The organism is Pectobacterium araliae (assembly GCF_037076465.1).
Classification (GTDB): Bacteria; Pseudomonadota; Gammaproteobacteria; order Enterobacterales; family Enterobacteriaceae; genus Pectobacterium; species Pectobacterium araliae.
This window is the reverse complement of record NZ_AP028908.1, coordinates 4303438-4329072: the sequence shown is the minus strand read 5'-3', so window position 1 is coordinate 4329072 and position 25635 is coordinate 4303438. Positions and strand designations below refer to the sequence as shown.

Here is a 25635-nt window from a genome sequence, read left to right as displayed (position 1 = left end):
TTGCCGTTTACCAATAGTTCTCGGCGGTCATATGGCCGGGCCTGCGGCGCAGGTGTTTGGTCATTTGCCGCTCTTCTTTCAGCAACAGCTGAGTATCACGCACCATCTGCGGGTTACCACATAGCATGACATGGCTGGTCGCGGTATCCATCGGCAAGCCCACGGCGGCTTCCAGCGTGCCGTTGCTGATCAACGTAGGAATACGTCCTGTCAGTGAACCTGCTTCCTCTTCCCGGCTAATCACCGTTTGAATACGCAGTTGACCGTGGTAGCGCTGCTGTAATTGCTGCATCAGCGGCAGATAGCTCAGATCGCGTGAGAACCGTGCGGCGTGAACCAGCACGATGTTCTTAAAGCGTTCCAGCCCTTTGCCTTCCTGAAGGATGGACAAATAGGGGCCGATACCCGTACCTGTCGCCAGCATCCATAGTGTTTCACAATCAGGAATCTCTTCCAGCACGAAAAAGCCAGCGGCCTCTTTGACGATCATGACGTCTGAACCGGGCTGCATGGCATGCAGATGCGGGCTGAGCTTGCCTTCCGGCACGGTCACTAGATAGAACTCAAGCGTAGGATCGCTGGGCGCGTTCACGTAGGAATACGCGCGTTGCACTTTTTCACCCTCAATCTCCAGTGCCAACTTGCCATACTGCCCGGCAGTGAATGCATCGACGGGTGCATGAACCCGAATGCTAAACAGACTTTCTGTCCAGTTTTCCACCTGAATCACTTTGCCTGTTACCCATTCAGCCATATTTTTCTGCTCCTATTACTGGCGTTAGACGCCGCTATTTCGTGCATGTAAGTCGTGCGTCTACGATACGCCATTTATTAACAACTGTGAAACAATCAGTCAGTCGCCTGCTACAGTAAGAATTCGTGCAGCTTGCGATCTTTACGATCCAGATAGTGCGTCGATTTAATCCGGCGGATCGTGCGGGATTTGCCGCGGATCAGCAGTGTTTCCGTGGTAGCCATAGTGCCTTTACGCGCAATCCCATCCAGCAAATCACCTTTGGTGATGCCTGTCGCGGAGAAAATCACGTTGTCGTTGCGTGCCATGTCGTCGAGTTTGAGGACGCCACCCGCTTCGATGCCCATTTGCCGACAGCGTGCCAGCTCATCTTCACCGATGCGGCGGTTTTCAGCGCTATCGCCTTTGACTTCATGACGTGCCAATAAACGGCCTTGCATGTCACCATCAAGTGCGCGGATAACAGCTGCCGAGATCACGCCTTCTGGCGCACCGCCGATGCCGTACAGCACGTCAACTTCGCTGTCCGGCATGCAAGTGAGGATGGATGCGGCGACGTCGCCATCTGGAATAGCGAACACTTTCACGCCCAACTGCTGCATTTCCGCGATGCAGGCATCATGGCGTGGTTTAGCCAGCGTCGTTACGGTTAACTGATTGAGCGGTTTACCCAGCTTGATCGCGATATTGCGCAGGTTGTCCGCCAGCGGCAGGTTAAGGTCAATCGCACCCTTTGCCTCGGGCCCAACGATCAGCTTTTCCATGTACATGTCTGGCGCATGCAGAAACGCGCCTTTTTCGCCGACGGCTAACACGGCCAACGCATTCGCCTGTCCCATTGCCGTCATTCGCGTGCCTTCAATCGGATCGACAGCAATATCAACGGCATCGCCCTGACCGGTGCCAACCTGTTCACCGATAAACAACATCGGTGCTTCGTCGATTTCCCCTTCGCCGATGACAATCTGACCGTTGATATTGACCTGATTCAGCATGATGCGCATCGCCTGTACGGCGGCATTGTCGGCGGCATTTTTGTCGCCACGACCTAACCACTTATAGCCTGCCAGCGCGGCGGCTTCGGTAACGCGTGAGAACTCAATGGCTAATTCACGTTTCATAAATACCTGTCTGTTGTCGATCGGGAAAAGAAGAAGTGGCCTTATGTTAGCCAATTAAGCCTGGATTTAGGGGAAACGCGGTGATGAGGTTCCCGCAGGGACGCCTCGCACCGTGGTTGCCCCGGTATCTCGGTTCTCAAACGATCAACATGAGGATATGGGCGGGGATTTTATCACAACGGGGGAGTGTGGCGGTTGCGCGATAGGGAAAAAACGGGCGCGGCAGGCGCGCCCGTTGTTGATGGATTAGTGGATGGATTAGGCGTCGTGATCTTCCCAGCTACGTGCACGAGCCACGGCTTTCTGCCAGCCACTGTAGCGAACGTTGCGCTCTACGGTTTCGATGCTGGGGCGGAATTCCCGCTCGATAGTCGCTTTGCTCTTCACTTCATCCAGATCGTTCCAGAAGCCTGTGGCTAAGCCCGCCAGGAAAGCGGCACCCAGCGCCGTGGATTCACGCACTTCCGGGCGTTCCACGAGCGTGCCGAGGATATCGGATTGGAACTGCATCAGGAAGTTGTTGGCGACGGCACCACCGTCAACACGCAGTGATTTCAGACGCGTACCTGCATCTGCCTGCATCGCATCCAGCACGTCACGGGTTTGGAAGGCGATGGATTCCAGCGTTGCCCGGATGATGTGGTTAGCATTCACGCCACGGGTCAGGCCGAAGATCGCGCCACGGGCATACGGGTCCCAATAAGGGGCACCCAAACCGGTGAAGGCCGGTACGACATAGACGCCGTTGGTGTCCTTCACTTTCGTTGCGAAGTACTCGGAATCCATGGAGTCGCCGATCAGTTTCAGCTCGTCACGCAGCCATTGGATAGAGGCACCGCCAACAAACACGGAACCTTCCAACGCGTAGTTTACTTCACCACGTGGGCCGCAGGCGATGGTGGTCAGCAGGCCATGTTTGGACAGCACCGCTTCTTTACCTGTGTTCATCAACAGGAAACAACCTGTGCCGTAGGTATTTTTTGCCTGTCCAGAGTTTACGCAGAGCTGGCCGTACAGTGCCGCCTGTTGGTCACCCGCGATACCGGCGATAGGAATACGCGTGCCGCCTTTACCACCGATATTGGTCTGGCCATAGACTTCTGAAGAAGCGCGCACATCCGGCAGCATTTCGCGCGGAATATCCAACGCTTCCAGCATGCGGGTATCCCATTCCAGCGTATGAATGTTAAACAGCATGGTACGGGAGGCATTGGTGTAATCTGTTACGTGAACACGCCCTTGCGTCATTTTCCAAATCAGCCAGGTATCAATCGTACCAAACAGTAATTCACCACGTTTGGCGCGCTCACGGGAGCCTTCAACGTGATCCAGAATCCATTTAACCTTGGTGCCAGAGAAGTAGGGATCGACCACCAGCCCGGTGGTATTGCGGACGTACTCTTCCATACCGTCTTTTTTCAGCTTCTCGCAAATTTCAGCGGTACGGCGACACTGCCAGACGATAGCGTTATAAATCGGTTTTCCGCTCTCTTTTTCCCATACGACGGTAGTTTCACGCTGGTTGGTGATACCAATACCTGCGACTTCATCTGCGCTGATATCGGCCTTAGCCAACACTTCGACCAGTGTTGAACTTTGTGTTGCCCAAATTTCCATTGGGTCGTGCTCTACCCAGCCGGCTTTTGGATAGATCTGGGTGAATTCACGCTGTGAAACGCTAATGATATTGGCGTCGTGATCCAGTACGACAGCGCGGGAGCTGGTTGTACCCTGATCGATAGCAACAATGTATTTTTTTTCCGGGTTCATAAATCCAATCCTGTAATGATTTACCGTGAAATTAGGATGGTCGTGGCGTTAAGTTTAACGGCTTTCACGACGCGTGGTAGCGTCTGCCTCGGGTTCGCACACATCGCATGGCAGATTACGGCCAATCAGTGCGCGGTAGCCAAAGCCACCCAGACAGGCACCGATAATCGGGCCAAAGATAGGAACCAGGAAGTAAGGGATTTCACGTGCGCCAGTGAAGGCGACGTTGCCCCAGCCTGCTAGAAAAGCGAACAGCTTAGGACCAAAGTCACGCGCTGGGTTGAGAGCAAAGCCGGTTAGCGGTCCCATTGATGCCCCGATGACGGCAATCAGAATACCGATCAGCAACGGGGCAAGCGGCCCGCGTGGGATACCATTGCCATCATCGGTCAGCGCCAGAATCAGGCACAGCAGAACCGCGGTAATCACGATTTCAACCAGAAACGCCTGTATTACTGAAATATGTGGATTCGGGTAGGTTGAGAAAATGCTGGCAAGCTCTAGGCTTTCCGTGCTGCCGCGCACCATATTGTGTGTTTGTTCGAAATCGAAGAATAAATTGTAATACAGACCGTAGACTAATGCCGCACCGCAGAAGGCGCCAGCAAGCTGGGAAAAGATATAGGGGAGCACTTTCTTGCGGTCGAAACAGGCGAATAGCCATAAGGCGACGGTGACCGCCGGGCTTAAATGTGCCCCGGAGATCGCGGCGGTCAGATAGATGGCCAGCGCCACCCCCAGGCCCCAAATGATGCTGATCTCCCACTGTCCGAAGCTGGCTCCCGCCAGTTTTAACGCGGCGACGCAGCCGACACCGAAGAAAATCAGCAGGCCAGTGCCGAGAAATTCGGCGATGCACTGGCCTTTTAGCGTTGAACGTTCTGCTTGGCTCATATTTTTTTCCTGCTGGGTAACGTACAGAGTGATAGGTCTAAGGATGCCGCTGGTGGCATCCCCTGTTTTAAATGTGTTTATGATGTGAATTTATCGTTAATGAGCGAAAACGAGAAATATCGAAATTAAAATGTGTGTGGCGTGTCAAAAAAATGAGCGTATTCGCTTATAAAATGACTTGCGGTAGTTTTTCGCCCACGGTGATAGTAACGCTCAGGTTAAATTTATTAACACAATAGGAGTAATGGGGAAGCGAACAGTGAGGATTTTCAGCCTGCGCCGCTTGTTTTTCAGTGTGTACTGCCCATTTTTCAGTTTGTACTGATAGTGTTACGTAAGAAAAGCTGCGACACTTGTGTAGTGGGGGATGTACGCTAGACAGGGTGCCATTGGCTACATACAATTTCGCTATGGTCTGTCTTGCCAGCCGTCCCGCGGTTAGGATTGTTTTTGTGGGCGGATGACGCGACACCGTGAGTGTTGGTTACAGAGTTCGAAAGCCAGCGTTAACCGATCTTTGCCTTGTTGCGATTAAAAGGGGTTTGAAGAATGTCATTTGAAGTGTTTGAAAAGCTGGAAGCGAAAGTTCAGCAGGCGATTGATACCATCACGCTGTTGCAAATGGAAATTGAAGAGCTGAAAGAGCAGAACAACGCGCTGTCGCAGGATGTTCAGGCGGCAGCGGGTTCACGTGAAGCGCTGGTGCGCGAGAACGAGCAGTTGAAAGAAGAACAAGTGGTATGGCAAGAGCGCCTGCGCGCATTGTTAGGCAAAATGGAAGAAGTCTAATCGGGCTTTTGACAGCCAGAGAAGTCTATTTCACTGAATTAGAACGGTGATAATGGGATAGAAGAGTAAAGCGTCCGCGCCAGGGAAAAAAGCGTCAATGACGCTTTTGAACGTGCCCTGTAAGGGTGAATCTCAGGATGAGATTCATATTGCGCGGATCAAGCGTACAGGGATGTATTCACAGCGTCTTTACGATCTACCCATTATCATCGCTCGACGTGATAAATTCCCTGAAAATTCAACGATATTATTCAATATCCAGGGGGTCTTCCGACAGAATAATGCCGGTATTATCGGCATACAGATGGTCGCCGGAGAAGAAGGTTACGCCGCCAAAGTTGACGCGGATATCGCTTTCGCCAATGCCTTCGCTACCTGCACCGACCGGAATGGCTGCCATCGCCTGGATACCAATATCCAGCTCAGCTAAATCGTCAACCTGGCGCACTGCGCCATATACGACAATCCCTTCCCACTCGTTTTGCGTCGCTAACCGAGCGATTTCCGCATTGATCAACGCGCGGCGCACTGAGCCCCCGCCATCGATCAGAAGCACGCGCCCGAGGCCGTTCTCTTCAAGGAGATCGAACAGCAGGCCGTTATCTTCAAAACATTTCACCGTGGTGATTTTGCCACCAAATGAAGTACGCCCGCCAAAATTAGAGAACAGAGGCTCAACAACATTCACCTCTTCGTGGTAGATATCGCACAGTTCGGAAGTATCGTATTTCATAGGATTAACGTCTGTTTGCCGCTGGGATCACGAGTATATCCCTTTCTAGCCGCTGTTGGCAAAATCATCAAATGTTAACTTGATGCGCATCAGTAAATGCGCACCGTTTTTCGCTCGCGCTTAACTCAATATCACACCCACGGCGAAGAGGATATTGGTCAGCAGCGCGCCTTTCACCGTTTTTTCCAGCATCGGACGCATACTGAATGCGCTGGTTTCACGCAGCACATAGCGTGCCTGCTGAATCAGCAGCGGGAGCGCCAGAATAAACAGCCAGCCCGCCAGGCTGTGCAGATAAAACGTTGCGAACAAACCAAGGCAAATCGGTGCCAGCAGCAGCAGCATTGTGTGGTAGAAACGCGCTTTTTCCGCACCAAGACGCACCGCCAGCGTGTTTTTTCCGCTAATGCGATCGTTGTCGATATCGCGCAGGTTGTTGATATTCAGTACCGCCGTCGCCAGCAGGCCGCAGGCCGTTGCAGGCAGTATCACGATGCTGTCGAAGTGGCCAGTTTGCAGATAATACGACCCTGCTACGCTGAGCCAGCCGAAAAAGATCAACACCGAGATATCGCCGAGTCCGATGTAGCCATAGGGTTTATTACCGACGGTATAGGTAATGGCGGCGAAAATCGCCAGCAGCCCCAGAATCAGGAAACCGAAGATATCCGCTGGCTTTTCACACGCCAGAATCACCAGACTCACGCCGGAAATGATGGTGAGCACTACGGTGGCGATGAGCGCATTGCGCAACTGCATTAGCGTAATGGCGCCGGTCTGGATGCCGCGCAATGGCCCAATGCGTTCCTTGGTGTCGCTGCCTTTTATTGCATCCCCATAGTCGTTCGCCAGATTGGAAAGAATTTGCAGCAGCCCGGCGGTTAACAACGCCAGTAATGCTACGCCCGGTTTAAAGCTGCTATGCCAGCTCGCAATCGCCGAGCCAGTGACGATGGACGCAAAAGCTAATGGCAACGTTTTTGGACGCAGACTATCCAGCCAGGCTTTGGTTTTGCTGCTATGGGTCGATAAAGTCATGGTGTGCTTCAATTTTTATTGACGATTCAATTGCGTGAATCATCCGTTTATAAACAAAAAAAGTCAGTGATGGCGGCGTCAGAAACAAAAGTGGGAGGCCAACGCCTCCCACTTTATCGTTAATCGTGCGATCCGCGAAAATGGATTATAAGATAAATCGACTCAGATCTTCATCTGCTACTAATTCATCCAGATGATTACGTACGTAATCTGCGTCAATAGTAACGCTTTGACCGTGCATTTCACTGGCGTCGTAAGAAACATCTTCGATCAGACGCTCCATCACAGTATGCAAACGGCGTGCGCCGATATTCTCGGTGCTTTCGTTTACCTGCCAGGCCGCTTCGGCAATGCGACGGATACCATCGGCGGTGAACGAAATGTCCACGCCTTCTGTCGCCATCAGCGCTTTATACTGTTCGGTCAGTGAGGCACTCGGTTCTGTCAGTATTCGCTCGAAATCTTCCGTCGTCAGCGCCTGCAACTCTACGCGAATCGGCAAACGTCCCTGTAATTCAGGAATCAGATCGGATGGGCTGGCAACCTGGAACGCGCCGGAGGCGATAAACAGGATGTGGTCAGTTTTGACCATACCGTGCTTGGTCGATACGGTGCAGCCTTCCACCAGCGGTAGCAGGTCGCGCTGAACGCCTTCACGGGAAACATCTGGGCCGGAGCTTTCGCCACGCTTACAGATTTTGTCGATCTCGTCGATGAACACGATACCGTGCTGCTCAACGGCTTCAATCGCCTGCTGTTTCAGCTCTTCCGGGTTCACCAGCTTGGCGGCTTCTTCTTCTATCAGCAGCTTGAAGGCATCTTTGATTTTGACCTTACGGGCTTTCTGCTTCTGCCCTGCCAGATTCTGGAACATGGACTGTAGCTGATTGGTCATCTCTTCCATGCCCGGCGGTGCCATGATCTCTACGCCAACGGGGGCGGCAGCCAGATCGATCTCGATCTCTTTGTCGTCCAACTGACCTTCACGCAGTTTCTTGCGGAATGCCTGACGTGCGGCGGAAGGCTCCGGCGTGCTTTCTGACTGTCCCCAGTTGTTTTTCGCGGGAGGAATCAGCACGTCCAGAATGCGGTCTTCCGCCATCTCTTCTGCACGAAAGCGGTTTTTTTCGATGGACTGGAGGCGAACCATTTTGATCGCAGAATCGGTCAGATCGCGGATGATAGAATCCACTTCTTTGCCGACATAGCCGACTTCGGTAAATTTGGTCGCTTCCACTTTGATGAACGGCGCATTGGCCAGCTTCGCCAGACGGCGAGCGATTTCGGTTTTACCTACGCCAGTTGGGCCAATCATCAGAATATTTTTAGGTGTCACTTCATGACGAAGTGCTTCGTCCAGCTGCATACGGCGCCAGCGGTTACGCAGTGCGATGGAAACGGCACGTTTGGCTTTATTTTGGCCGATAATATAGCTGTCGAGTTCGCTGACTATCTCGCGCGGGGTCATTTCAGACATAGTTGATCCTTACGCCTTGGAGGCTAATTCTTCTATCGTGTGGAACTGGTTGGTGTAGATACAGATGTCGCCAGCAATCCCCAGAGATTTTTCGACGATATCGCGGGCACCCAGTTCGGTATTTTCCAGTAAAGCGCGCGCAGCGGCTTGCGCGTAAGGACCACCGGAACCAATGGCGATCAGATCGTTTTCAGGCTGTACGACATCGCCATTACCGGTAATGATCAATGAGGCATTTTCGTCTGCGACGGCTAACAGGGCTTCCAGCTTGCGTAACATGCGGTCGGTACGCCAGTCTTTCGCCAGCTCGACGGCAGCTTTCACCAGATGACCCTGATGTAACTCCAGCTTACGCTCAAAAAGCTCAAAGAGGGTGAAGGCATCTGCGGTGCCACCTGCAAAACCCGCGATGACGCGGTCATGGTAGAGACGACGTACTTTACGCACGTTGCCTTTCATCACGGTATTGCCGAGAGTCGCCTGTCCATCACCGCCAATGACCACTTGGCCATTGCGGCGTACGCTTACAATTGTTGTCACGAGTCAGTCCCCGTTTGAAGAAAAAGATCCCCGCATGATGCGGGGCACATTGATGTTATAGATGGGGGAACGCGTGAGGGTTTTCAACCCCCGCTGGCAAGAGGAATGCAGTTTGATGCGCCTGCGCCTTTAAGACGTTGGAGCATGCTGTCTGCGGCAGCCCGATTGTTGTAAGGCCCTAGCATAATGCGATTCCAGCCGCCGTTAGAGGTGATGCGGCTTTCGATACCGGCAAACGCCAGCTGTGCTCTCACTGATTCCGCAGGGTCTATGGTTTTGAAGGAGCCGCATTGAATCGCCCAGCGTTGCGTTTTTTCGGCTTTTGGTGCTTCAGGCTGTTTGACCGGCTGTTGCTTCGGTGCTTCCTGCCTTGGCGCCTCTTGTCTTGGAATGTCTTGTCTTGGTACCACAGGCGTCGTTTGCGTGACCGTTGGTGCACGCGTTGCAGGCTGTGTCGTCACGACGGGCGGCGGCGGCGGCATCGATTGCGTCGGTGGCTTAATGGTCACCTGCGAGCGTGGAATCTGCGTCTGGTCGTTATACGGCACTTCGGAAAGCTGTGTGGGTTGACGCCGCATATCAGACTGCATTTGTTCCAGCAACTGGCGCTGTTCATTCGTCAACTGCACGGGTGACTGAATCTCGCCACCTGCGGAAGGTTCTGTTGGCGTAGTCACACCCAACTGACGATTTTCCAGCTCTTTGATGTAGCGCCAACGTTCTTCTGGCTTGGGTGGCAGCCCGTTGCCTTTGCCCACGTTCTGATGCGGCAGGACGGGGGACTCTTCGGGTTTATTATGGGCGATGAAGTACAGGCCGCCCGCGAAGGTGACCAAAACGGCAACAGCAAGCGCGACCATCGTTTTGGATGCACCTGAAGCCTTGCCTTTTTTTCGGCTATTTGTCGTTTTCCGGCGCGTTCCTGATGAACGTCCCCGGCTCACGTAGTCTCTTTGTGCCACTGTCGTTTCGCTGTGAATTGATAGATAGATAATATAATTAGGGGGTCATGTTACTGAACCCTCAAATATTTGACCAGCACCTGAAGTCTTAAAGCCTGTTACGGACGTAATTCGGGGCGGCGACGCTGTCGCGTATAACCAGTTCACTGGACAGCAGACGGGAACCGCTTTGTACCGTATTACCTTGCAACTGCTCTAAGAGTAGCAGCATTGCCTCGCGTCCGATCTGATAACGGGGCTGGGCGACTGAAGTTAGTGGAGGCCAGCAGTATTGCGCCTGTTCGATATCGTCGAAACCGATGATGGAGAGATCGCGCGGGATATCCAACCCCATCTTTCTGGCTTGGGTCAGAACGCCCAGCGCCATGAGATCGCTATGGCAGAAGATGGCACTGGGCGGCTGCGGGTGCTGCATCAGCGCAATCAGGCCGTTGATTCCCGTTTCATAAGTGAAATCGCCCCGAAAGATATACTGGTTATCGATAAGAATGCCATTGCGACGCAGGGCCTGAATGTATCCCTGCAAGCGGTATTGACTCAGATGCATGTGCTCTGGGCCGGCAATGCAGGCGATGCGCTGGTGACCCGCCTGATGCAGATAATGTACGGCTTCAAAGGCGGCGGTCAGATTATCGATATGCACGGTTGGCAGCGCCAGATCCGGTGAGAACTCGTTCGCCATCACCATTGGCGGCAGATTACGTTGTTCCTCCTGGCCTGCGTCAAACGGTAGATTGGAACCGAGCAGTACCATACCGTCGATCTGTTTGGTGATAATCAGATCGACGAAGGTTTTTTCTTTTTGATGCTGGTGAGCGCAATCGCCAATCAACACCAGATAGCCGTGTTCGGCCGCCGTTTCCTCGATCCCGCGAAATATTTCGGAGAAATAGGGATCGCAGATATCTGGCACGATCGTCAGGATCGTGCGCGATTCGTTACGCTTGAGGTTTCTGTTGAGTGCGTGAGGCGAATAGCCAACGGCGATGACAGCCTGCTCGACCTTCCTGCGGGTGGTCGCAGAGACTTTTTCCGGGTTCATTAACGTTCGGGATACCGTCGCGGTGGAAACGCCCGCTTCATCCGCCACGTCTTTCATCGTCGCCGTGGTGACGCCTTTCTTCTGCTTCAACGCTTTTCTCCTTGCGTCAGCGTTAACTGGCGCTGACTGTCAGCAGAATGCCCCTGTCTGCTGACGCTCTATGATTACGATAATGCTGTTCGGCACGCAGACTAAGGGAAAGGTGCCGCGCCTCAGGATACTGCCTGCGCAGACAGTGATAACAGATTGAACGCAGGTTTTGTTGCTTAATTTGCACAGAAAATGTGATGAATATCGTGTTCTCGATGCCGATCGCAAAAATGTGTGGCAAAAACCTGACATTGCTTAACGGGAAACGCTAACCGTCCGTGGGGTCGACATCCAGCACCCATTTCACTTTGCGAGCCTGCGGCAGCGTGCCGATTAGCGCCAACGATGTTCTGACCAGTTTTTGTAACAACGCTCTGGAAGGGTGCTGTAGCAGGAGCTGCCAGCGGAAACGTCCTGCGCGTTTGGGCTGTAAAGCGGGCACTGGGCCCAGTAGCCAAAGTGACTCATCCCGTAGCGGGCTCGCCTCCAGTAAATTACGCAACTGCTGGAGAAATAAGGCAGCCTGCTGATTATCGTGATCGTCAGCGCGGAAGAGGATATGGCTGGTATACGGCGGCAGAAAAACACTCTTTCGTTCGGTGAGTGCCTGGCTGGCAAAGGCATCGTAGCCTTGGTGCAGCAGCGTTTGTAATAGCGGGTGTTCTGGGTGATGCGTTTGCAGTGCGACTTCGCCCGCTTTACCCGCACGCCCCGCACGTCCAGCTACCTGAGTATAAAGCTGGGCAAAACGTTCGGCCGCACGGAAGTCGGCGGAGAACAGAGAACCGTCCACGTCCAGCAAGGCGACGAGTGTTACGTCAGGGAAATGGTGGCCTTTTGCTAACATCTGTGTACCGATAAGAAGGCGTGCGCCTCCCTGTCTGACCTGTGAGAGCTGCTGCTCAAGCGCGCCTTTACGGCTGGTGGTATCACGGTCGATGCGGGTGATTGGGACATCTGGAAAGATCGGAGCAAGACTCTGCTCTAACTGCTCGGTGCCCAGACCGACGGGCACCATATTGGTCGAGCCGCAGCCGGGGCATTGTTGCGGAACCGGGCGCTGGCTGTCGCAGTGATGGCAGCGCAACATTTTCTGATGCTGGTGGTAGGTATAGTAGTGATCGCAGCGCTGACATTCGGCAATCCAGCCGCATTCGTGGCACATCACCACGGGGGCGAAGCCGCGACGATTGAGGAAAAGAATGACCTGATTATCGTTCGTCAGATGGTGTCGGATGCGGGTAATTAGCGGTTGAGATAACCCGGTTGTCAGCGGCAACCCTTTCAGATCGATCACGTGCTGTTTGGCCAACGCGGCATTGCCCGCTCTTTTGGTCAGATTCAAGCGTCGATACTTGCCGATCTGGACGTTATACAGCGTTTCCAGCGCGGGTGTTGCCGTTCCCATGACGATCGGAATGTCTTCTTCTCTGGCACGAAAGACCGCCAAATCACGGGCGTGATAGCGCCAGCCTTCCTGCTGTTTGTAAGAACTGTCGTGCTCTTCATCGATCACAATCAGCCCCAAGCGGGCAAACGGGGTAAATAACGCTGACCGTGTCCCGATAACGATCGCGGCTTCACCGCTACGGGCGCGTAGCCAAACGGCGAGGCGTTCGCTGTCGTTGAGTGCCGAGTGCAGCACATCCACTGGGGCGTTAAACCGTTCACGGAAGCGGGCGATGGTTTGCGGCGTCAGGCCAATTTCCGGTACTAATACCAGCGCCTGTTTGCCCTGTGCCAGCACGTTTTCCAGCACGCTGAGATAGACTTCGGTTTTGCCCGAGCCGGTGATGCCTGCGAGCAGCCAGGCGGCAAAGTGGTTATCTTCGCTGCGGATCGCGCCGACAGCAGTGGCCTGTTCAGTATTCAGGCGCAGGCGGTCGGTTGCCATGCTAAAGCTTTGACGCCAGTCATGAGGCGTTTGCTCGGCGGCCTGTAATTCGCACAGCCCTTTGCTACGCAGCGCCTGCAATGCCGTCTCCGTCAGCCCGATTTCGCTTACCTGATGGCGATAAAGCGGTGACTGAAGCAAGGCCGCCAGCGCCTGCTGCTGTTTCGCGGCGCGTTTGAGCGTGCTGAGTGGCGTTGCCCGGCCTTGTTCGGTAGCAAACCACTGCCAGAGCGGCGCGCGGTGGGCGGGTTTCCCCTGACGCAGTAGTATCGGCAGCGCGTGGAACAGCACTTCGCCAATCGGGTAGTGATAGTACTCGACTGCCCACAGCAAAATACGCCACAGGCTGGGCGGGAACAGTGGCTGCTCGTCCAGCACGTCATGCACGGGTTTTAATTGCTCAAGCGGAAGTTCGCTGGTGTCGCTCAGCGCGGTAATAATGCCGATGGCTTTACGGTTACCAAAGGAGACACTGACGCGAGTGCCAACCTGCGGAGCGATTCCTCCTGCGGGTAGCAAATAATCGAATGTACGTGCCAGTGGCACGGGCAAAGCGACCTGAGCGACAGACATAACTTCTCCGTGGTAGTCGATGTGATCTGCGTGGCGATCAATGACATAACCGAGTGGTCTATATCACGCGCGACGCGGGTAGAAAATAACGCGAGGCGCTAGTGTACATGCTGAGAGGGATAATGTGTGGATACGATTGCATCGGGGTAGCAGATTCTGTATGATCCGCCGCCACTATGCTGTTCGCGCAAACGCTTGTGTTGTTCGCATAATGAACTTACTTACTCAACTTTCGTGTGGTGTCTGGCGGAACAGGGCTGGATAGCGACACGGCCTTAACAGAGGTTTCCCCATGAAAAAAGGTATTCACCCGAATTATTCTGAAATTACCGTAACTTGCTCTTGCGGTAATGTGATCAAAACCCATTCTACTGTGGGTCGTGACCTGAACCTGGACGTCTGTGGCGAATGCCACCCGTTCTACACCGGCAAACAACGTGATGTTGCAAGCGGTGGCCGTGTTGACCGCTTCAACAAGCGTTTCTCCGTTCCAGGCGCTAAAAAATAAGTTCTACTGACCAATTATTGGCATAGTAACTTTCTGCAAAGGCACCGACAGGTGCCTTTGTTGTTTCTGGCGGGTCAGCATTTTTCATCAAGAAATTGTTCATCGGGAAGACGAAATTCGCCCTAATGCTACCTGTGCGAGAAAACCCGAGCGACTTTTAAATTCTGGGTTACTCGCGATGCAACGATCAATATGGTCAATCAGCGACTTAGGCAGCGTGACATTAATTTTTTCTGACCCGCCCATTAAACGCGTCACATCGATATCAACAACTGCCCACGTGTATCCAGCGTATTCGGCGTTTTTTGCCAGTTGGCCGACTGACGACACGCTGGGAATATCCTGGCCCATTTCGACCAGCAGTTCGATATGTCCGGTAATCGCCTCTTTAGCATTTGCGATGATCATATTCCTGCTTGTTTCCCGCAGCCCCAGAACGAAGACGCCGCCCAATCCTGCGGTAATAACCCTGATTCACAATGTGAGAGGGAGGAGATGATGGAAAGAAGAGAAGGGGGTTAATAAAAGAGAGGGTATCTGTCTAACAAAACCCACCAGCGGGGGTTTTGTTAGACAGATTAGTTGCCGCGAGCGATCAGTACTCCCACGTATCTGGGTCGATGCCCATTTCACGCATGATGATTTTCGCTGCTTCAGGAATTTCATCGCTGCGCTCTTTACGCAGGTCTTCATCATTCGGTAAAGGCTGACCTGTGAACGCATGCAGAAATGCTTCGCACAATAGCTCGCTGTTGGTGGCGTGGCGCAGGTTATTCACCTGGCGACGTGTGCGTTCGTCGGTCAGTATCTTTAATACTTTCAGCGGGATAGATACTGTTATCTTCTTGACCTGTTCGCTTTTTTTACCGTGTTCAGCGTAAGGGCTGACATACTCGCCGTTCCACTCAGCCATGGGATACCTTAAAAATTAATCTAATGAAGACAGCATCTGTCATGAAATGCCACAATTCTAGCGGTTATTATGCTTATGCTCAATCTATACGCAAAGAAGTTTAGATGTCTAGATGTGTTGACGTCCATTAAAACTGCGTTTACTCTTAAGTTCCTATTTTTCAGTCTCCAGCCAGGAAAAGAGCCGATGACGCGTAAACAGGCAACGATCGCAGTCCGCAGTGGGTTAAATGATGATGAACAGTATGGCTGCGTTGTCCCCCCCATTCACCTTTCCAGCACGTATAACTTTACCGGATTCAACCAGCCACGCGCACATGACTATTCGCGCCGCGGTAACCCCACGCGTGATGTGGTACAGCGTGCGCTCGCCGAACTCGAAGGTGGCGCGGGGGCGGTAATGACGAGCAGCGGGATGTCGGCGATTATGCTGGTTTGCACGGTGTTCCTGCGTCCCGGCGATCTGCTGGTGGCACCGCATGATTGCTACGGCGGCAGCTATCGTCTGTTTGACAGCCTGAGCAAGCGCGGTGCGTTTCGCGTTAAATTTGTCGATCAAAGTGATACTGATGCGCTCAACGCGGCGTTGGCAGAAAAGCCGAAATTGGTGCTGGTGGAAAGCCCGAGCAATCCGCTACTGCGCGTTGTGGATATTGCCGCGATTTGCCAGGCGGCGCGGGACGCGGGCGCCGTCAGCGTGGTGGATAACACCTTCCTGAGCCCAGCATTGCAGAAACCGCTGGAGCTGGGCGCCGATCTGGTGGTGCATTCGTGTACCAAGTACCTGAATGGCCACTCTGATGTGGTCGCAGGTGCGGTGATCGCCAAAGATTCCGATACCATCACTGAACTGGCCTGGTGGGCGAACAACATTGGCGTCACGGGCGCGGCGTTTGACAGCTATCTGCTGCTCCGTGGCCTGCGTACTTTATCGCCGCGTATGGCGGCCGCGCAGCGTAATGCGCAACAAGTGGTTGAATTCTTACAGACGCAGCCGCTCGTGAAGGCGTTGTACCATCCTTCACTGCCGAACAATCCCGGCCATGATATTGCCCGCCGTCAACAATCTGGCTTTGGCGCTATGCTAAGTTTTGAGCTGGATGGAGATGAAGACACCCTGCGGCGTTTTCTGGCATCGCTGGAGCTGTTTACGCTGGCCGAATCGCTGGGCGGGGTGGAAAGCCTTATCTCGCATGCGGCAACGATGACGCATGCGGGTATGGCACCGGAGGCGCGTGCCGCCGCGGGTATCTCTGAAACATTACTGCGTATTTCTACCGGTATTGAAGACGGCGATGATCTGGTTGCCGATCTGGATCGTGCGTTTCAAGCCGCAGCCAAGAGGTAAGAATGAGTGCATTAGGAGTAGCGCCATCGGTAACAGGCCGACAACTGCATAAGTTTGGCGGTAGCAGTCTGGCCGATGTGAAGTGTTACCTGCGCGTAGCCGGTATTATGGCGGAATATAGCCACCCCGGTGATTTGATGGTGGTGTCTGCCGCAGGCAGTACCACCAACCAGCTGATTAGCTGGTTGAAACTGAGCCAGAGCGACCGTCTGTCGGCGCATCAGGTTCAGCAGGCATTACGCCGCTATCACAGTGAACTGATTGCCGGACTTCTACCTGCGCAAGAGGCAGAGACGCTGACAGCCCGGTTTATTCGCGATCTGGAGCGTTTGGCTGCGCTGCTGGATGGCAAGATGACGGATGCCGTCTACGCCGAAGTGGTTGGGCACGGTGAAATCTGGTCAGCTCGTTTGATGTCGGCGTTGCTGAATCACCGCGATATGAATGCAGCCTGGCTGGATGCGCGTGATTTTCTCTGCGCGGAACGTGCCGCGCAGCCGCAGGTTGATGAAGGTCGTTCCTGGCCGCTGTTGCAGCAATATCTGGCGCAACATGCCGGGCAGCGTTTAGTGGTAACCGGTTTTATCTGCCGTAATGACGCGGGTGAGACGGTACTGCTGGGACGTAACGGAAGTGACTACTCTGCGACACAAATCGGTGCGCTGGCCGGGGTTGAACGTGTAACCATTTGGAGCGACGTCGCCGGGGTGTATAGCGCTGACCCACGCAAAGTGAAAGATGCCTGCCTGCTGCCGCTGCTGCGGTTGGATGAAGCCAGCGAACTGGCACGTCTGGCTGCGCCGGTGCTGCATACGCGTACCTTACAGCCTGTTTCTGGTAGCGATATCGACTTGCAACTGCGTTGCAGCTATCAGCCTGAACAAGGGTCGACGCGCATCGAACGCGTGTTGGCCTCGGGTACGGGTGCCAAAATTGTCACCAGCCACGACGATGTATGCCTGATTGAAGTTCAGGTTCCTTCTGAACACGATTTCGCTCTGTTGCAAAAAGAAGTCGAACAACTTCTGAACCGTGCGCAGTTGAAACCGCTGGCAATCGGCGCTCATCAGGATCGTAGCCTGTTGCAACTGTGCTATACCTCTGAAGTGGTGGAAAGCGCATTACAGTTGCTGGCACAAGCCAACCTGCCAGTGGAACTCAGCCAGCGTGATGGGTTGGCGATGGTGGCGATGGTCGGTGCGGGCGTGGGTAAAAATCCACTGCATAGCCACCGTTTCTACCAGCAGTTGAAAGATCAGCCGATTGAATTTATCCGTCAGGCCGATGATGGCATCAGCCTGGTTGCTGTGCTGCGTGTTGGTCCGACGGAGCATTTAATTCGTGGGCTGCACCATTCGTTGTTCCGGGCGGAAAAGCGTATCGGTCTGGTGCTGTTCGGCAAGGGAAATATAGGTTCACGCTGGCTGGAGCTGTTTGCGCGTGAGCAGAGCAACCTGTCTGCCCGTACCGGTTTTGAGTTTGTACTGGCTGGCGTGGTGGACAGTACGCGCAGCCTATTGAACTATGATGGGTTGGATGCCAGCCGCGCATTGGCCTTCTTCGAAAGTGAAGCGCAAGAGCGGGATGGCGAAGATCTGTTTCTGTGGATGCGTGCACATCCCTTTGATGATTTGGTGGTGCTGGATGTCACCGCCAGTGAGTCGGTCGCCGATCTGTATCTGGATTTCGCCAGCTACGGCTTCCATGTCATCAGTGCCAACAAACTGGCGGGTGCCTCCGGCGGCAATAACTATCGCCAAATCCGTGATGCGTTCGCGAAAACGGATCGCCACTGGCTGTATAACGCGACCGTCGGCGCAGGGTTGCCGGTCAACTTTGCGGTACGCGATCTGCGGGAAAGTGGCGACAGTATTCTGGCGATCAGCGGGATTTTCTCCGGTACGCTCTCCTGGTTGTTTTTGCAGTTCGACGGCACCGTACCGTTCACCGATCTGGTCGATCAGGCGTGCCAGCAGGGGCTGACCGAACCCGATCCGCGCGTTGACCTGTCTGGTCAGGACGTTATGCGCAAGCTGGTGATTCTGGCACGTGAGGCGGGATATGATATCGAACCGAGTCAGGTGCGGGTTGAGTCGCTAGTGCCGCCGGGCTGTGAACAGGGATCAGTCGATTACTTCTTCGAGAACGGTGATTCGCTGAACGAACAGATGCTGCAACGTCTGGAAGCGGCACAGGAAATGGGCTTAGTTCTGCGTCATGTCGCACGCTTCGACAGCAACGGCAAAGCACGTGTGGGCGTTGAAGCGGTTCGCCCCGATCATCCGCTGGCCTCGCTATTGCCGGGTGATAACGTGTTTGCGATTGAAAGCCGTTGGTATCGGGATAACCCGTTGGTTATCCGTGGGCCAGGTGCAGGGCGCGATGTCACCGCTGGTGCGCTTCAATCTGACCTCAGTCGTTTAGCGCAGTTGTTGTAGAACCTGCTGTAATCACGACATCATTATTGGCCGCCTCCGCGTATTGGGGAGGCAGCCAATCCGCAAGCGACATATTGCTCCTCACGTTTTCACACACCTCTTATCATGAAATTTTTTCATTTAGCGTGAGTAATCATCACCTCCTGCCGAGCTGAAAAACGTTGACTCTTTAAGCGGATTACGTCATTTTCTATATAGACGTCTAAACGTATAGACGTGTAGCGAATGATAATAACAGTCACGGTCAACGGGGTAGCAGGTATGAGCTTTTTTCACGCAAACCAGCGGGAAGCGCTGAATCAAAGTCTGGCGGAATTGCAGGGACGAATTAATGTGTCATTCGAATTTTTCCCGCCACGTACCAGCGACATGGAAGAAACTCTGTGGAACTCGATTGATCGACTGAGCAGCCTGAAGCCCAAGTTTGTTTCTGTGACCTACGGGGCGAATTCCGGCGAGCGTGACCGTACTCACAGCATTATCAAAACGATTAAAGAGCGTACTGGTTTGGAAGCAGCACCCCACCTGACCTGTATCGACGCTTCGCGTGAACAGCTGCGTGAAATCGCGCAAGATTACTGGGAGAGTGGTATCCGTCATATTGTCGCGCTGCGCGGCGATTTGCCTCCTGAAGGCGGCAAACCGGACATGTATGCGGCCGATTTGGTTTCCCTGCTGAAAGAGGTTGGCGATTTCGATATCTCGGTTGCTGCCTATCCTGAAGTGCATCCTGAAGCCAAAAGCGCGCAGGCTGACCTGATTAACCTCAAGCATAAAATTGATGCGGGTGCGAATCGCGCTATCACACAGTTCTTTTTCGACGTAGAAAGCTATTTGCGGTTCCGTGACCGCTGCGTGGCTACAGGCATCGATGTAGAGATCGTGCCGGGGATTTTACCAGTATCAAACTTCAAGCAGTTGCAAAAATTCGCCACGATGACAAATGTGCGCGTGCCGAACTGGATGACAAGCGTGTTTGACGGTCTGGATAACGACCCGGAAACCCGCAAAATGGTTGGTGCCTCTATTGCGATGGACATGGTGAAAATCCTGAGCCGCGAAGGGGTAAAAGATTTCCACTTCTATACGTTGAATCGCGCTGAGTTGAGCTACGCGATTTGCCACACGCTGGGTGTGCGCCCAGAAGTGGCACGCTAAGGTCGCGCGCAAGGTTTCAGGAAGAAAAAAGGCTGCCACGCCGTTGCGATAGATTTAGGTATTGGAATAGCTGAATCTATGGCTTGTGGGAGCCTGAAAAGGGAGGAGTCTCAGGGATGAGATTCCTATTCGTATGCTTCGACGTACCGTAACGGACTGAATAATTTTTTTCTTGCTCCTTTGACTGTATCAATCTTACCAACCCCCATATGCTCCCTCTGTCGCTTTGTGCCTATTTGTATTGCTAATCGCCCAACCTATGCATTGTATTTTCTGGTCTCCATCACGCTTCTTGGTTTGACCGAAGAACACAAAATGCTGTCATCGTCAAATCACTTGAATATATTAGCCTGCTCGTTATAGCGTGGCAGGTGGCTGCAATTAGCAAACACGTTTCGGTGGGATATATTATTCATTTTTGGATGTTGATAGGGATTGTCGTTCGTTGATATCCTATCTATCGCTGTTAGCTATCATGATAAGGAGAATAATAATGAATATTCGGGACTTAGAGTATCTTGTCGCGCTGGCAGAACATCGTCACTTTCGGCGTGCGGCAGATTCTTGCCATGTGAGTCAGCCAACACTCAGTGGACAAATTCGCAAACTGGAAGATGAGCTAGGCGTGATGCTGTTGGAGCGGACCAGCCGCAAGGTCTTGTTTACGCAAGCCGGGCTGCTGTTGGTCGAGCAGGCGCGAACGGTATTACGCGAGGTCAAGGTATTAAAAGAGATGGCGAGTCAGCAGGGCGAAACCATGTCGGGGCCGTTGCATATTGGCTTGATCCCTACTGTGGGGCCTTATCTGCTGCCGCAAATTATTCCGATGCTGCATCGCACCTTCCCCAAACTCGAAATGTATCTGCACGAAGCGCAAACCCATCAACTGCTCGCGCAATTGGACAGCGGCAAACTGGACTGTGCCATTCTGGCGATGGTGAAAGAGTCTGAAGCCTTTATCGAAGTTCCTCTGTTTGACGAGCCGATGAAGCTAGCGATTTATCAGGATCACCCTTGGGCAAACCGCGAACGTGTGGCAATGTCTGATCTGGCGGGTGAAAAGCTGCTGATGCTGGAAGACGGTCACTGTCTGCGCGACCAGGCGATGGGATTCTGTTTTCAGGCCGGAGCAGATGAAGATACGCATTTCCGGGCGACCAGCCTAGAGACACTGCGCAACATGGTCGCAGCCGGAAGTGGGATTACGTTGTTGCCAGCGCTATCAGTACCGCACGAGCGCGAGCGCGATGGCGTCTGCTATTTACCGTGCTATAAACCAGAGCCTAAGCGCACTATCGCGCTGGTGTACCGCCCCGGTTCACCGCTGCGCGGACGCTATGAGCAGCTTGCTGATACCATCCGCGAGCACATGCAGGGTTATATGGAAACCCTGTCAAAATAAGCGGTTAAGTCCGTTCAGCGCCGCTACGCGGTACGCTTCTGCCATGGTTGGATAGTTGAAGGTGGTATTAACGAAATATTCGATAGTATTACCTTCACCTTTCTGTTCCATGATGGCCTGACCGATGTGGATAATCTCAGCGGCGCGCTCACCAAAGCAGTGAATACCCAGAATCTGTTTTGTCTCACGGTGAAACAGAATCTTCAAACTCCCCACGTTCATTCCGACAATCTGCGCCCGTGCCAGATGTTTAAACTGCGCGCGCCCGACTTCATAAGGCACTTTCATCGCGGTGAGTTCTTGCTCGGTTTTCCCTACGGAGCTGATTTCCGGGATGGTATAAATACCAGTGGGGATATCTTCGATCAGATGTGCGCTAGCATCGCCTTTGATGATCGCCTGCGCGGCGAGCCGACCCTGATCGTAAGCGGCGGATGCCAGGCTGGGGTAGCCGATAACATCACCGATAGCATAAATATGCGCCAGCGCGGTCTGGTACATGCTGTTGACCTTGAGTTGACCGCGACTGTCGGTGCTCAGGCCGATATTTTCCAGCCCCAGCGTTTCCGTGTTTCCTGTGCGTCCGTTGGCATAGAGCAGGCAGTCTGCCTTCATCTTTTTGCCGGATTTCAGGTTGACGATAACGCCATCAGACAGCCCTTCAATACTCTCGAATTCTTCGTTGTGGCGAATCACCACGCCGTTGTTCCAAAAGTGGTAGGACAAGGCATCTGACATTTCCTGATCGAGAAAAGCCAACAACCTATCGCGGGTGTTGATTAGATCGACCTTAACGCTCAGGCCGCGAAAGATAGAGGCGTATTCGCAGCCGATAACGCCTGCACCATAGATGATGACGTGCTGGGGTTCGTGGTCGAGTTGCAGTATAGAGTCGCTATCGTAAATGCGTGGGTGGTCGAAATCGACGTCTGCCGGATGATATGGACGTGAACCGGTCGCGATAATGATATTCGCGGCGGTCAGCGTCTCATGGGTATTGTCTGGGTAGTGAACGGCAATCGTGTGTGCATCGATGAAGCTGGCTTCACCGGAAAACAATTCGCACTGATTACGCTCATAAAACCCTTGCCGCATACGGGTTTGCTGACCAATGACGCTGTCGGCGTGGCGCAGGATGTCGGAAAATGAGGAGCGAATAATACGGGAGTTGTCACTGTAGAGGGGGTTTTGATTGAACTCGATAATACGGCTGACGGCGTGGCGGAGGGCTTTGGAAGGAATCGTACCCCAGTGGGTACAGCCGCCGCCGACATTGTAGTGACGTTCAATCACCGCAATTTTGGCGCCGTGCTTGGCCAATCCCATTGCTGCACCTTCACCGCCGGGACCGGAACCAATAACGATGGCATCATAATCGAATTGATGTTCTAGAGTCATGGTAGGTTAAACCTGTTTTTATACAAAATAATAACGTGGCCTTAACATCGTGCGATTGTAGCATCGACGGCGGCAGAACCCAATCATCCCTGCCTTTACTATGGAAACAGATTTTCACATTCTTAATATGGCAAACTTTGTCTCATTCTGCGGACAATAAATTTTGCTATAGTGACCCTCTGGAAAGGGGAGAGATCATTTGGGCAGCATAATGGGTGTCAGAGCACAACAAAAAGAACGGACTCGTCGTTCCCTTATTGAAGCCGCATTTAGCCAGTTAAGCGCTGAGCGTAGCTTTGCCAGCTTGAGTTTGCGTGAGGTTGCCCGCGAAGCGGGTATCGCGCCGACGTCCTTCTATCGTCATTTTCGAGACGTGGATGAGCTGGGGCTGACAATGGTTGATGAAAGCGGATTAATGCTGCGCCAGCTAATGCGGCAGGCTCGGCAACGTATTGCCAAAACGGGTAGCGTGATCAGGACGTCGGTTTCCACCTTTATGGAATTTATCGGTAATAATCCTAATGCCTTCCGGCTCTTGCTGCGTGAGCGTTCAGGGACATCGGCGGCTTTCCGTGCGGCGGTCGCGCGGGAAATTCAGCATTTTATCGCTGAACTGGCGGATTATCTTGAGGTGGAAAACCATATTCCCCGCAGCTTCGCAGAAGCGCAGTCGGAAGCGATGGTGACCATTGTTTTCAGCGCAGGGGCGGAAGCGTTGGATGTTTCTCTGGAACAGCGTAAACAGCTGGAAGAGCGGCTGGTGCTGCAATTGCGGATGATCGCCAAAGGCGCTTATTACTGGTACAGAAAAGAACACGACAGCAGCTTTACCGTGCCATAAATCCTCTATACCAACATGAGAAGGGAGAAACCATGACAGAAAAACCTCACCAAGAAAAAGGTACACTGGTTCTGGCGCTGATTGCGGGCTTATCCGTCAACGGCGCATTCGCCGCCTTGTTCAGCAGTATTGTTCCGTTCTCGATTTTTCCTCTGATTGCGCTGGTATTGTCGATCTACTGCCTGCATGAACGTTATTTGCACCACAGTATGCCGGAAGGCATTCCGATACTGGTGGCGGCCAGTTTTCTGCTGGGTTTATTGATTTACAGCGCCATTGTGCGCGTTGAATATCCCGCCATTGGATCGAACTTTATTCCCTCGATCCTGTGCGTGGCATTGGTTTTCTGGATTGGCCTGAAACTGCGTCGCAGAAAAGCGACGGAACCCGTAGCAGCAGAAGAGAGCGAAACACTATAGCGGTTGCATGCTGGCGGGGTGGCCCGCCAGTTTGTGTGCGTTACTGACGTTTTTCCAACAGTACGCCACACTCCATATGATGGGTGTAAGGGAATTGATCGAACAGCGCCAGACGGCGAATGTCGTGGGTTTCCGATAGCGTTTGCAGGTTGCGACTCAATGTTTCCGGGTTACAGGAAACATAAAGAATGCGCGGATAAGCCTGCACCAGTTTCACCGTTTCGTCATCCAGCCCGCTGCGCGGCGGGTCAACAAAAATGGTCTCGCACTGGTAGCTTGTCAGATCGATACCTTGTAAACGGTTAAACTGACGCACGCCCTGCATGGCCTGCGTAAATTCTTCTGCCGCCATGCGGATGATCTGCACGTTCTCTATCTGATTCGCGGCGATATTATATTGTGCTGCCGCGACGGATGGCTTGGCGATTTCGGTTGCCAGTACGCGTTCGAAATTTCTTGCCAGCGCGAGTGAAAAATTACCGTTACCACAATACAGTTCCAGCAAATCCCCTGTTGATCCCGCAGTTGCATCCACTGCCCATTCCAGCATCTGAATATTTATCGCGGCATTCGGCTGCGTGAAGCTGTTTTCCACCTGCCGGTAAATCATATCCCGACCGGCAACCGGCAGACATTCATCGACATAATCGCGATCGAGGCAGATTTTGGTTTTCGTCGCGCGACCAATCAACTGTAGGTTAAACCCTTGCGCCGTCAGGCTATCACGCAGTGCGCGGGCATGTTCCTGCCATTCCTCATCCAGTGCACGGTGATACAGCAGCGAAACGATCACTTCGCCGCTCATTGTCGACAGATAGTCTATCTGGAACAGTTTACGGCGCAGTACGGAGTCAGGCTGAATGGCGGCAAGCAGTTCCGGCATCAGGTGATTGATTAGTTCGCTAGCTGCCGGAAAGCGATCGACCCGAATACGCTGTTTGGTTTGCTGGTCAAACATGATGTGATAAAGCTCGTCACCCTCGTGCCAGATACGGAATTCGGCACGCATCCGATAGTGGCTGACGGGAGAACGGAAGACGACAGGCTCCGGTGCATTGAAAGGTGCCATCATTCCACGCAGACGCTCGGTTTTCTCTGCAAGCTGGTCGTTGTATTGTTCGATGGGCAGGATTTCTGGCGTCATGGTTTTCTCGTCTGAACAGCGTCTAAAAGGGTGTTATTGGCCGGGAATTGTAGGGAATCCACCCAGGAAGTCCAGTTTTGTTACGTTATTATCCTGTAGTGATATAGAAGTCTAGACTTCCACAATTCGCAATTGTAGGATGAGCGTCCGGCCTTGTATCACAAGTCAAAAGGGAATCCAGTGTAAATCTGGAGCTGACGCGCAGCGGTAAGGAATGCCCCGGCGATAGCATTATTATTATGCAGACACTGTCTTTTATAGATGGGAAGTCATCGCTTTCGTTGTACCCCCTACCGTCGTTGACGGTTTGTGGTCACAACGGCATCCAAGCCCGAAGACCTGCCGGAATACGTCGCAATTGGTTCTGCATATCGCGTGCTATTAACAGAG

Annotated in this window: 23 protein-coding genes and 1 riboswitch; of the genes, 8 read left to right on the top strand and 15 right to left on the bottom strand. The window is 53.1% G+C overall.

The features are described from left to right. Window positions 1-7 precede the first annotated feature (7 nt). From fpr to AACH44_RS19650, 4 genes are all read right to left on the bottom strand, one after another. Window positions 8-754: a ferredoxin--NADP(+) reductase gene (gene fpr / locus AACH44_RS19665; protein ID WP_261849520.1), complete on the bottom strand. Its 747-nt coding sequence runs from the start codon at window positions 752-754 to the stop codon at window positions 8-10. Window positions 755-864: 110 nt separating this feature from the next. Next, the gene (gene glpX, locus AACH44_RS19660; protein WP_261849519.1) at window positions 865-1875 is read right to left on the bottom strand and encodes a class II fructose-bisphosphatase; all 1011 of its coding nucleotides are present in this window, start codon (window positions 1873-1875) and stop codon (window positions 865-867) included. A 258-nt stretch (window positions 1876-2133) separates the two neighbouring features. Then, window positions 2134-3645, bottom strand: a complete 1512-nt coding sequence (gene glpK, locus AACH44_RS19655) for a glycerol kinase GlpK (protein ID WP_261849518.1) — start codon at window positions 3643-3645, stop codon at window positions 2134-2136. Between the two features lie 54 nt (window positions 3646-3699). Beyond that, entirely contained in the window at window positions 3700-4539 is an 840-nt protein-coding gene (locus tag AACH44_RS19650; RefSeq protein ID WP_261849517.1) for an MIP/aquaporin family protein, read from the bottom strand. A 549-nt stretch (window positions 4540-5088) separates the two neighbouring features. Here AACH44_RS19650 and zapB point away from each other — a divergent pair. Then, complete coding sequence (zapB, locus tag AACH44_RS19645) at window positions 5089-5328, top strand: septal ring assembly protein ZapB (protein WP_010281529.1); 240 nt, start codon at window positions 5089-5091, stop codon at window positions 5326-5328. Between the two features lie 247 nt (window positions 5329-5575). Here zapB and rraA read toward each other — a convergent pair whose 3' ends face one another. The 7 genes from rraA to priA all read right to left on the bottom strand — a co-directional run bounded on the left by rraA (window position 5576) and on the right by priA (window position 13677). Next, entirely contained in the window at window positions 5576-6061 is a 486-nt protein-coding gene (rraA, locus tag AACH44_RS19640; RefSeq protein WP_005973328.1) for a ribonuclease E activity regulator RraA, read from the bottom strand. 120 nt (window positions 6062-6181) lie between these two features. Beyond that, window positions 6182-7099 carry a 1,4-dihydroxy-2-naphthoate polyprenyltransferase gene (locus AACH44_RS19635; protein ID WP_261849516.1) on the bottom strand — a complete coding sequence of 306 codons (918 nt, stop codon included), beginning with the start codon at window positions 7097-7099 and terminating at the stop codon, window positions 6182-6184. A gap of 145 nt (window positions 7100-7244) precedes the next feature. Then, entirely contained in the window at window positions 7245-8576 is a 1332-nt protein-coding gene (gene hslU, locus AACH44_RS19630; RefSeq protein ID WP_261849515.1) for an HslU--HslV peptidase ATPase subunit, read from the bottom strand. 9 nt (window positions 8577-8585) lie between these two features. After that, window positions 8586-9116, bottom strand: coding sequence for an ATP-dependent protease subunit HslV (gene hslV / locus AACH44_RS19625; protein ID WP_005973334.1), 531 nt, complete (start codon window positions 9114-9116; stop codon window positions 8586-8588). An 83-nt stretch (window positions 9117-9199) separates the two neighbouring features. Beyond that, window positions 9200-10078 (bottom strand): cell division protein FtsN, encoded by an 879-nt coding sequence (gene ftsN / locus AACH44_RS19620; protein ID WP_261849514.1) that lies wholly within the window; start codon window positions 10076-10078, stop codon window positions 9200-9202. Between the two features lie 88 nt (window positions 10079-10166). Beyond that, complete coding sequence (cytR, locus tag AACH44_RS19615; RefSeq protein WP_261849513.1) at window positions 10167-11210, bottom strand: DNA-binding transcriptional regulator CytR; 1044 nt, start codon at window positions 11208-11210, stop codon at window positions 10167-10169. Between the two features lie 268 nt (window positions 11211-11478). After that, on the bottom strand, window positions 11479-13677 hold the full coding sequence (gene priA / locus AACH44_RS19610; RefSeq protein ID WP_261849512.1) for a primosomal protein N': 2199 nt from the start codon (window positions 13675-13677) through the stop codon (window positions 11479-11481). A gap of 292 nt (window positions 13678-13969) precedes the next feature. Between priA and rpmE the strand changes: the two genes are divergently transcribed. Then, window positions 13970-14185, top strand: coding sequence for a 50S ribosomal protein L31 (rpmE, locus tag AACH44_RS19605; RefSeq protein ID WP_261849511.1), 216 nt, complete (start codon window positions 13970-13972; stop codon window positions 14183-14185). A gap of 99 nt (window positions 14186-14284) precedes the next feature. Here the strand turns inward: rpmE and AACH44_RS19600 are convergent, their stop codons facing one another. Beyond that, on the bottom strand, window positions 14285-14638 hold the full coding sequence (locus AACH44_RS19600; RefSeq protein WP_261849510.1) for a type II toxin-antitoxin system HicB family antitoxin: 354 nt from the start codon (window positions 14636-14638) through the stop codon (window positions 14285-14287). Window positions 14639-14780: 142 nt separating this feature from the next. Beyond that, window positions 14781-15098, bottom strand: a complete 318-nt coding sequence (gene metJ, locus AACH44_RS19595; protein ID WP_005973355.1) for a met regulon transcriptional regulator MetJ — start codon at window positions 15096-15098, stop codon at window positions 14781-14783. Between the two features lie 186 nt (window positions 15099-15284). On the opposite strand from metJ, the gene metB reads away from it, so the two are divergent. The 4 genes from metB to oxyR all read left to right on the top strand — a co-directional run bounded on the left by metB (window position 15285) and on the right by oxyR (window position 21443). Continuing rightward, window positions 15285-16445, top strand: coding sequence for a cystathionine gamma-synthase (metB, locus tag AACH44_RS19590; RefSeq protein ID WP_261849509.1), 1161 nt, complete (start codon window positions 15285-15287; stop codon window positions 16443-16445). Window positions 16446-16447: 2 nt separating this feature from the next. Continuing rightward, a complete protein-coding gene (locus AACH44_RS19585) occupies window positions 16448-18883 on the top strand; it encodes a bifunctional aspartate kinase/homoserine dehydrogenase II (protein ID WP_261849508.1) in 2436 nt (811 codons plus the stop codon). Between the two features lie 261 nt (window positions 18884-19144). Next, the gene (metF, locus tag AACH44_RS19580; RefSeq protein WP_261849507.1) at window positions 19145-20041 is read left to right on the top strand and encodes a methylenetetrahydrofolate reductase; all 897 of its coding nucleotides are present in this window, start codon (window positions 19145-19147) and stop codon (window positions 20039-20041) included. Window positions 20042-20534: 493 nt separating this feature from the next. Further along, window positions 20535-21443, top strand: coding sequence for a DNA-binding transcriptional regulator OxyR (gene oxyR, locus AACH44_RS19575; RefSeq protein ID WP_261849506.1), 909 nt, complete (start codon window positions 20535-20537; stop codon window positions 21441-21443). Here oxyR and sthA read toward each other — a convergent pair. After that, window positions 21435-22841 carry a Si-specific NAD(P)(+) transhydrogenase gene (gene sthA, locus AACH44_RS19570; protein WP_261849505.1) on the bottom strand — a complete coding sequence of 469 codons (1407 nt, stop codon included), beginning with the start codon at window positions 22839-22841 and terminating at the stop codon, window positions 21435-21437. The genes oxyR and sthA overlap by 9 nt on opposite strands. A gap of 211 nt (window positions 22842-23052) precedes the next feature. Here sthA and fabR point away from each other — a divergent pair, with 211 nt between their 5' ends. After that, window positions 23053-23682 (top strand): HTH-type transcriptional repressor FabR, encoded by a 630-nt coding sequence (fabR, locus tag AACH44_RS19565; RefSeq protein WP_010308157.1) that lies wholly within the window; start codon window positions 23053-23055, stop codon window positions 23680-23682. Window positions 23683-23714: 32 nt separating this feature from the next. Continuing rightward, on the top strand, window positions 23715-24101 hold the full coding sequence (locus tag AACH44_RS19560; RefSeq protein ID WP_261849504.1) for a YijD family membrane protein: 387 nt from the start codon (window positions 23715-23717) through the stop codon (window positions 24099-24101). A 40-nt stretch (window positions 24102-24141) separates the two neighbouring features. Here AACH44_RS19560 and trmA read toward each other — a convergent pair whose 3' ends face one another. Continuing rightward, window positions 24142-25245 carry a tRNA (uridine(54)-C5)-methyltransferase TrmA gene (trmA, locus tag AACH44_RS19555; protein ID WP_261849503.1) on the bottom strand — a complete coding sequence of 368 codons (1104 nt, stop codon included), beginning with the start codon at window positions 25243-25245 and terminating at the stop codon, window positions 24142-24144. Window positions 25246-25375: 130 nt separating this feature from the next. After that, window positions 25376-25606, top strand: a riboswitch (cobalamin riboswitch). Window positions 25607-25635 lie beyond the last annotated feature (29 nt).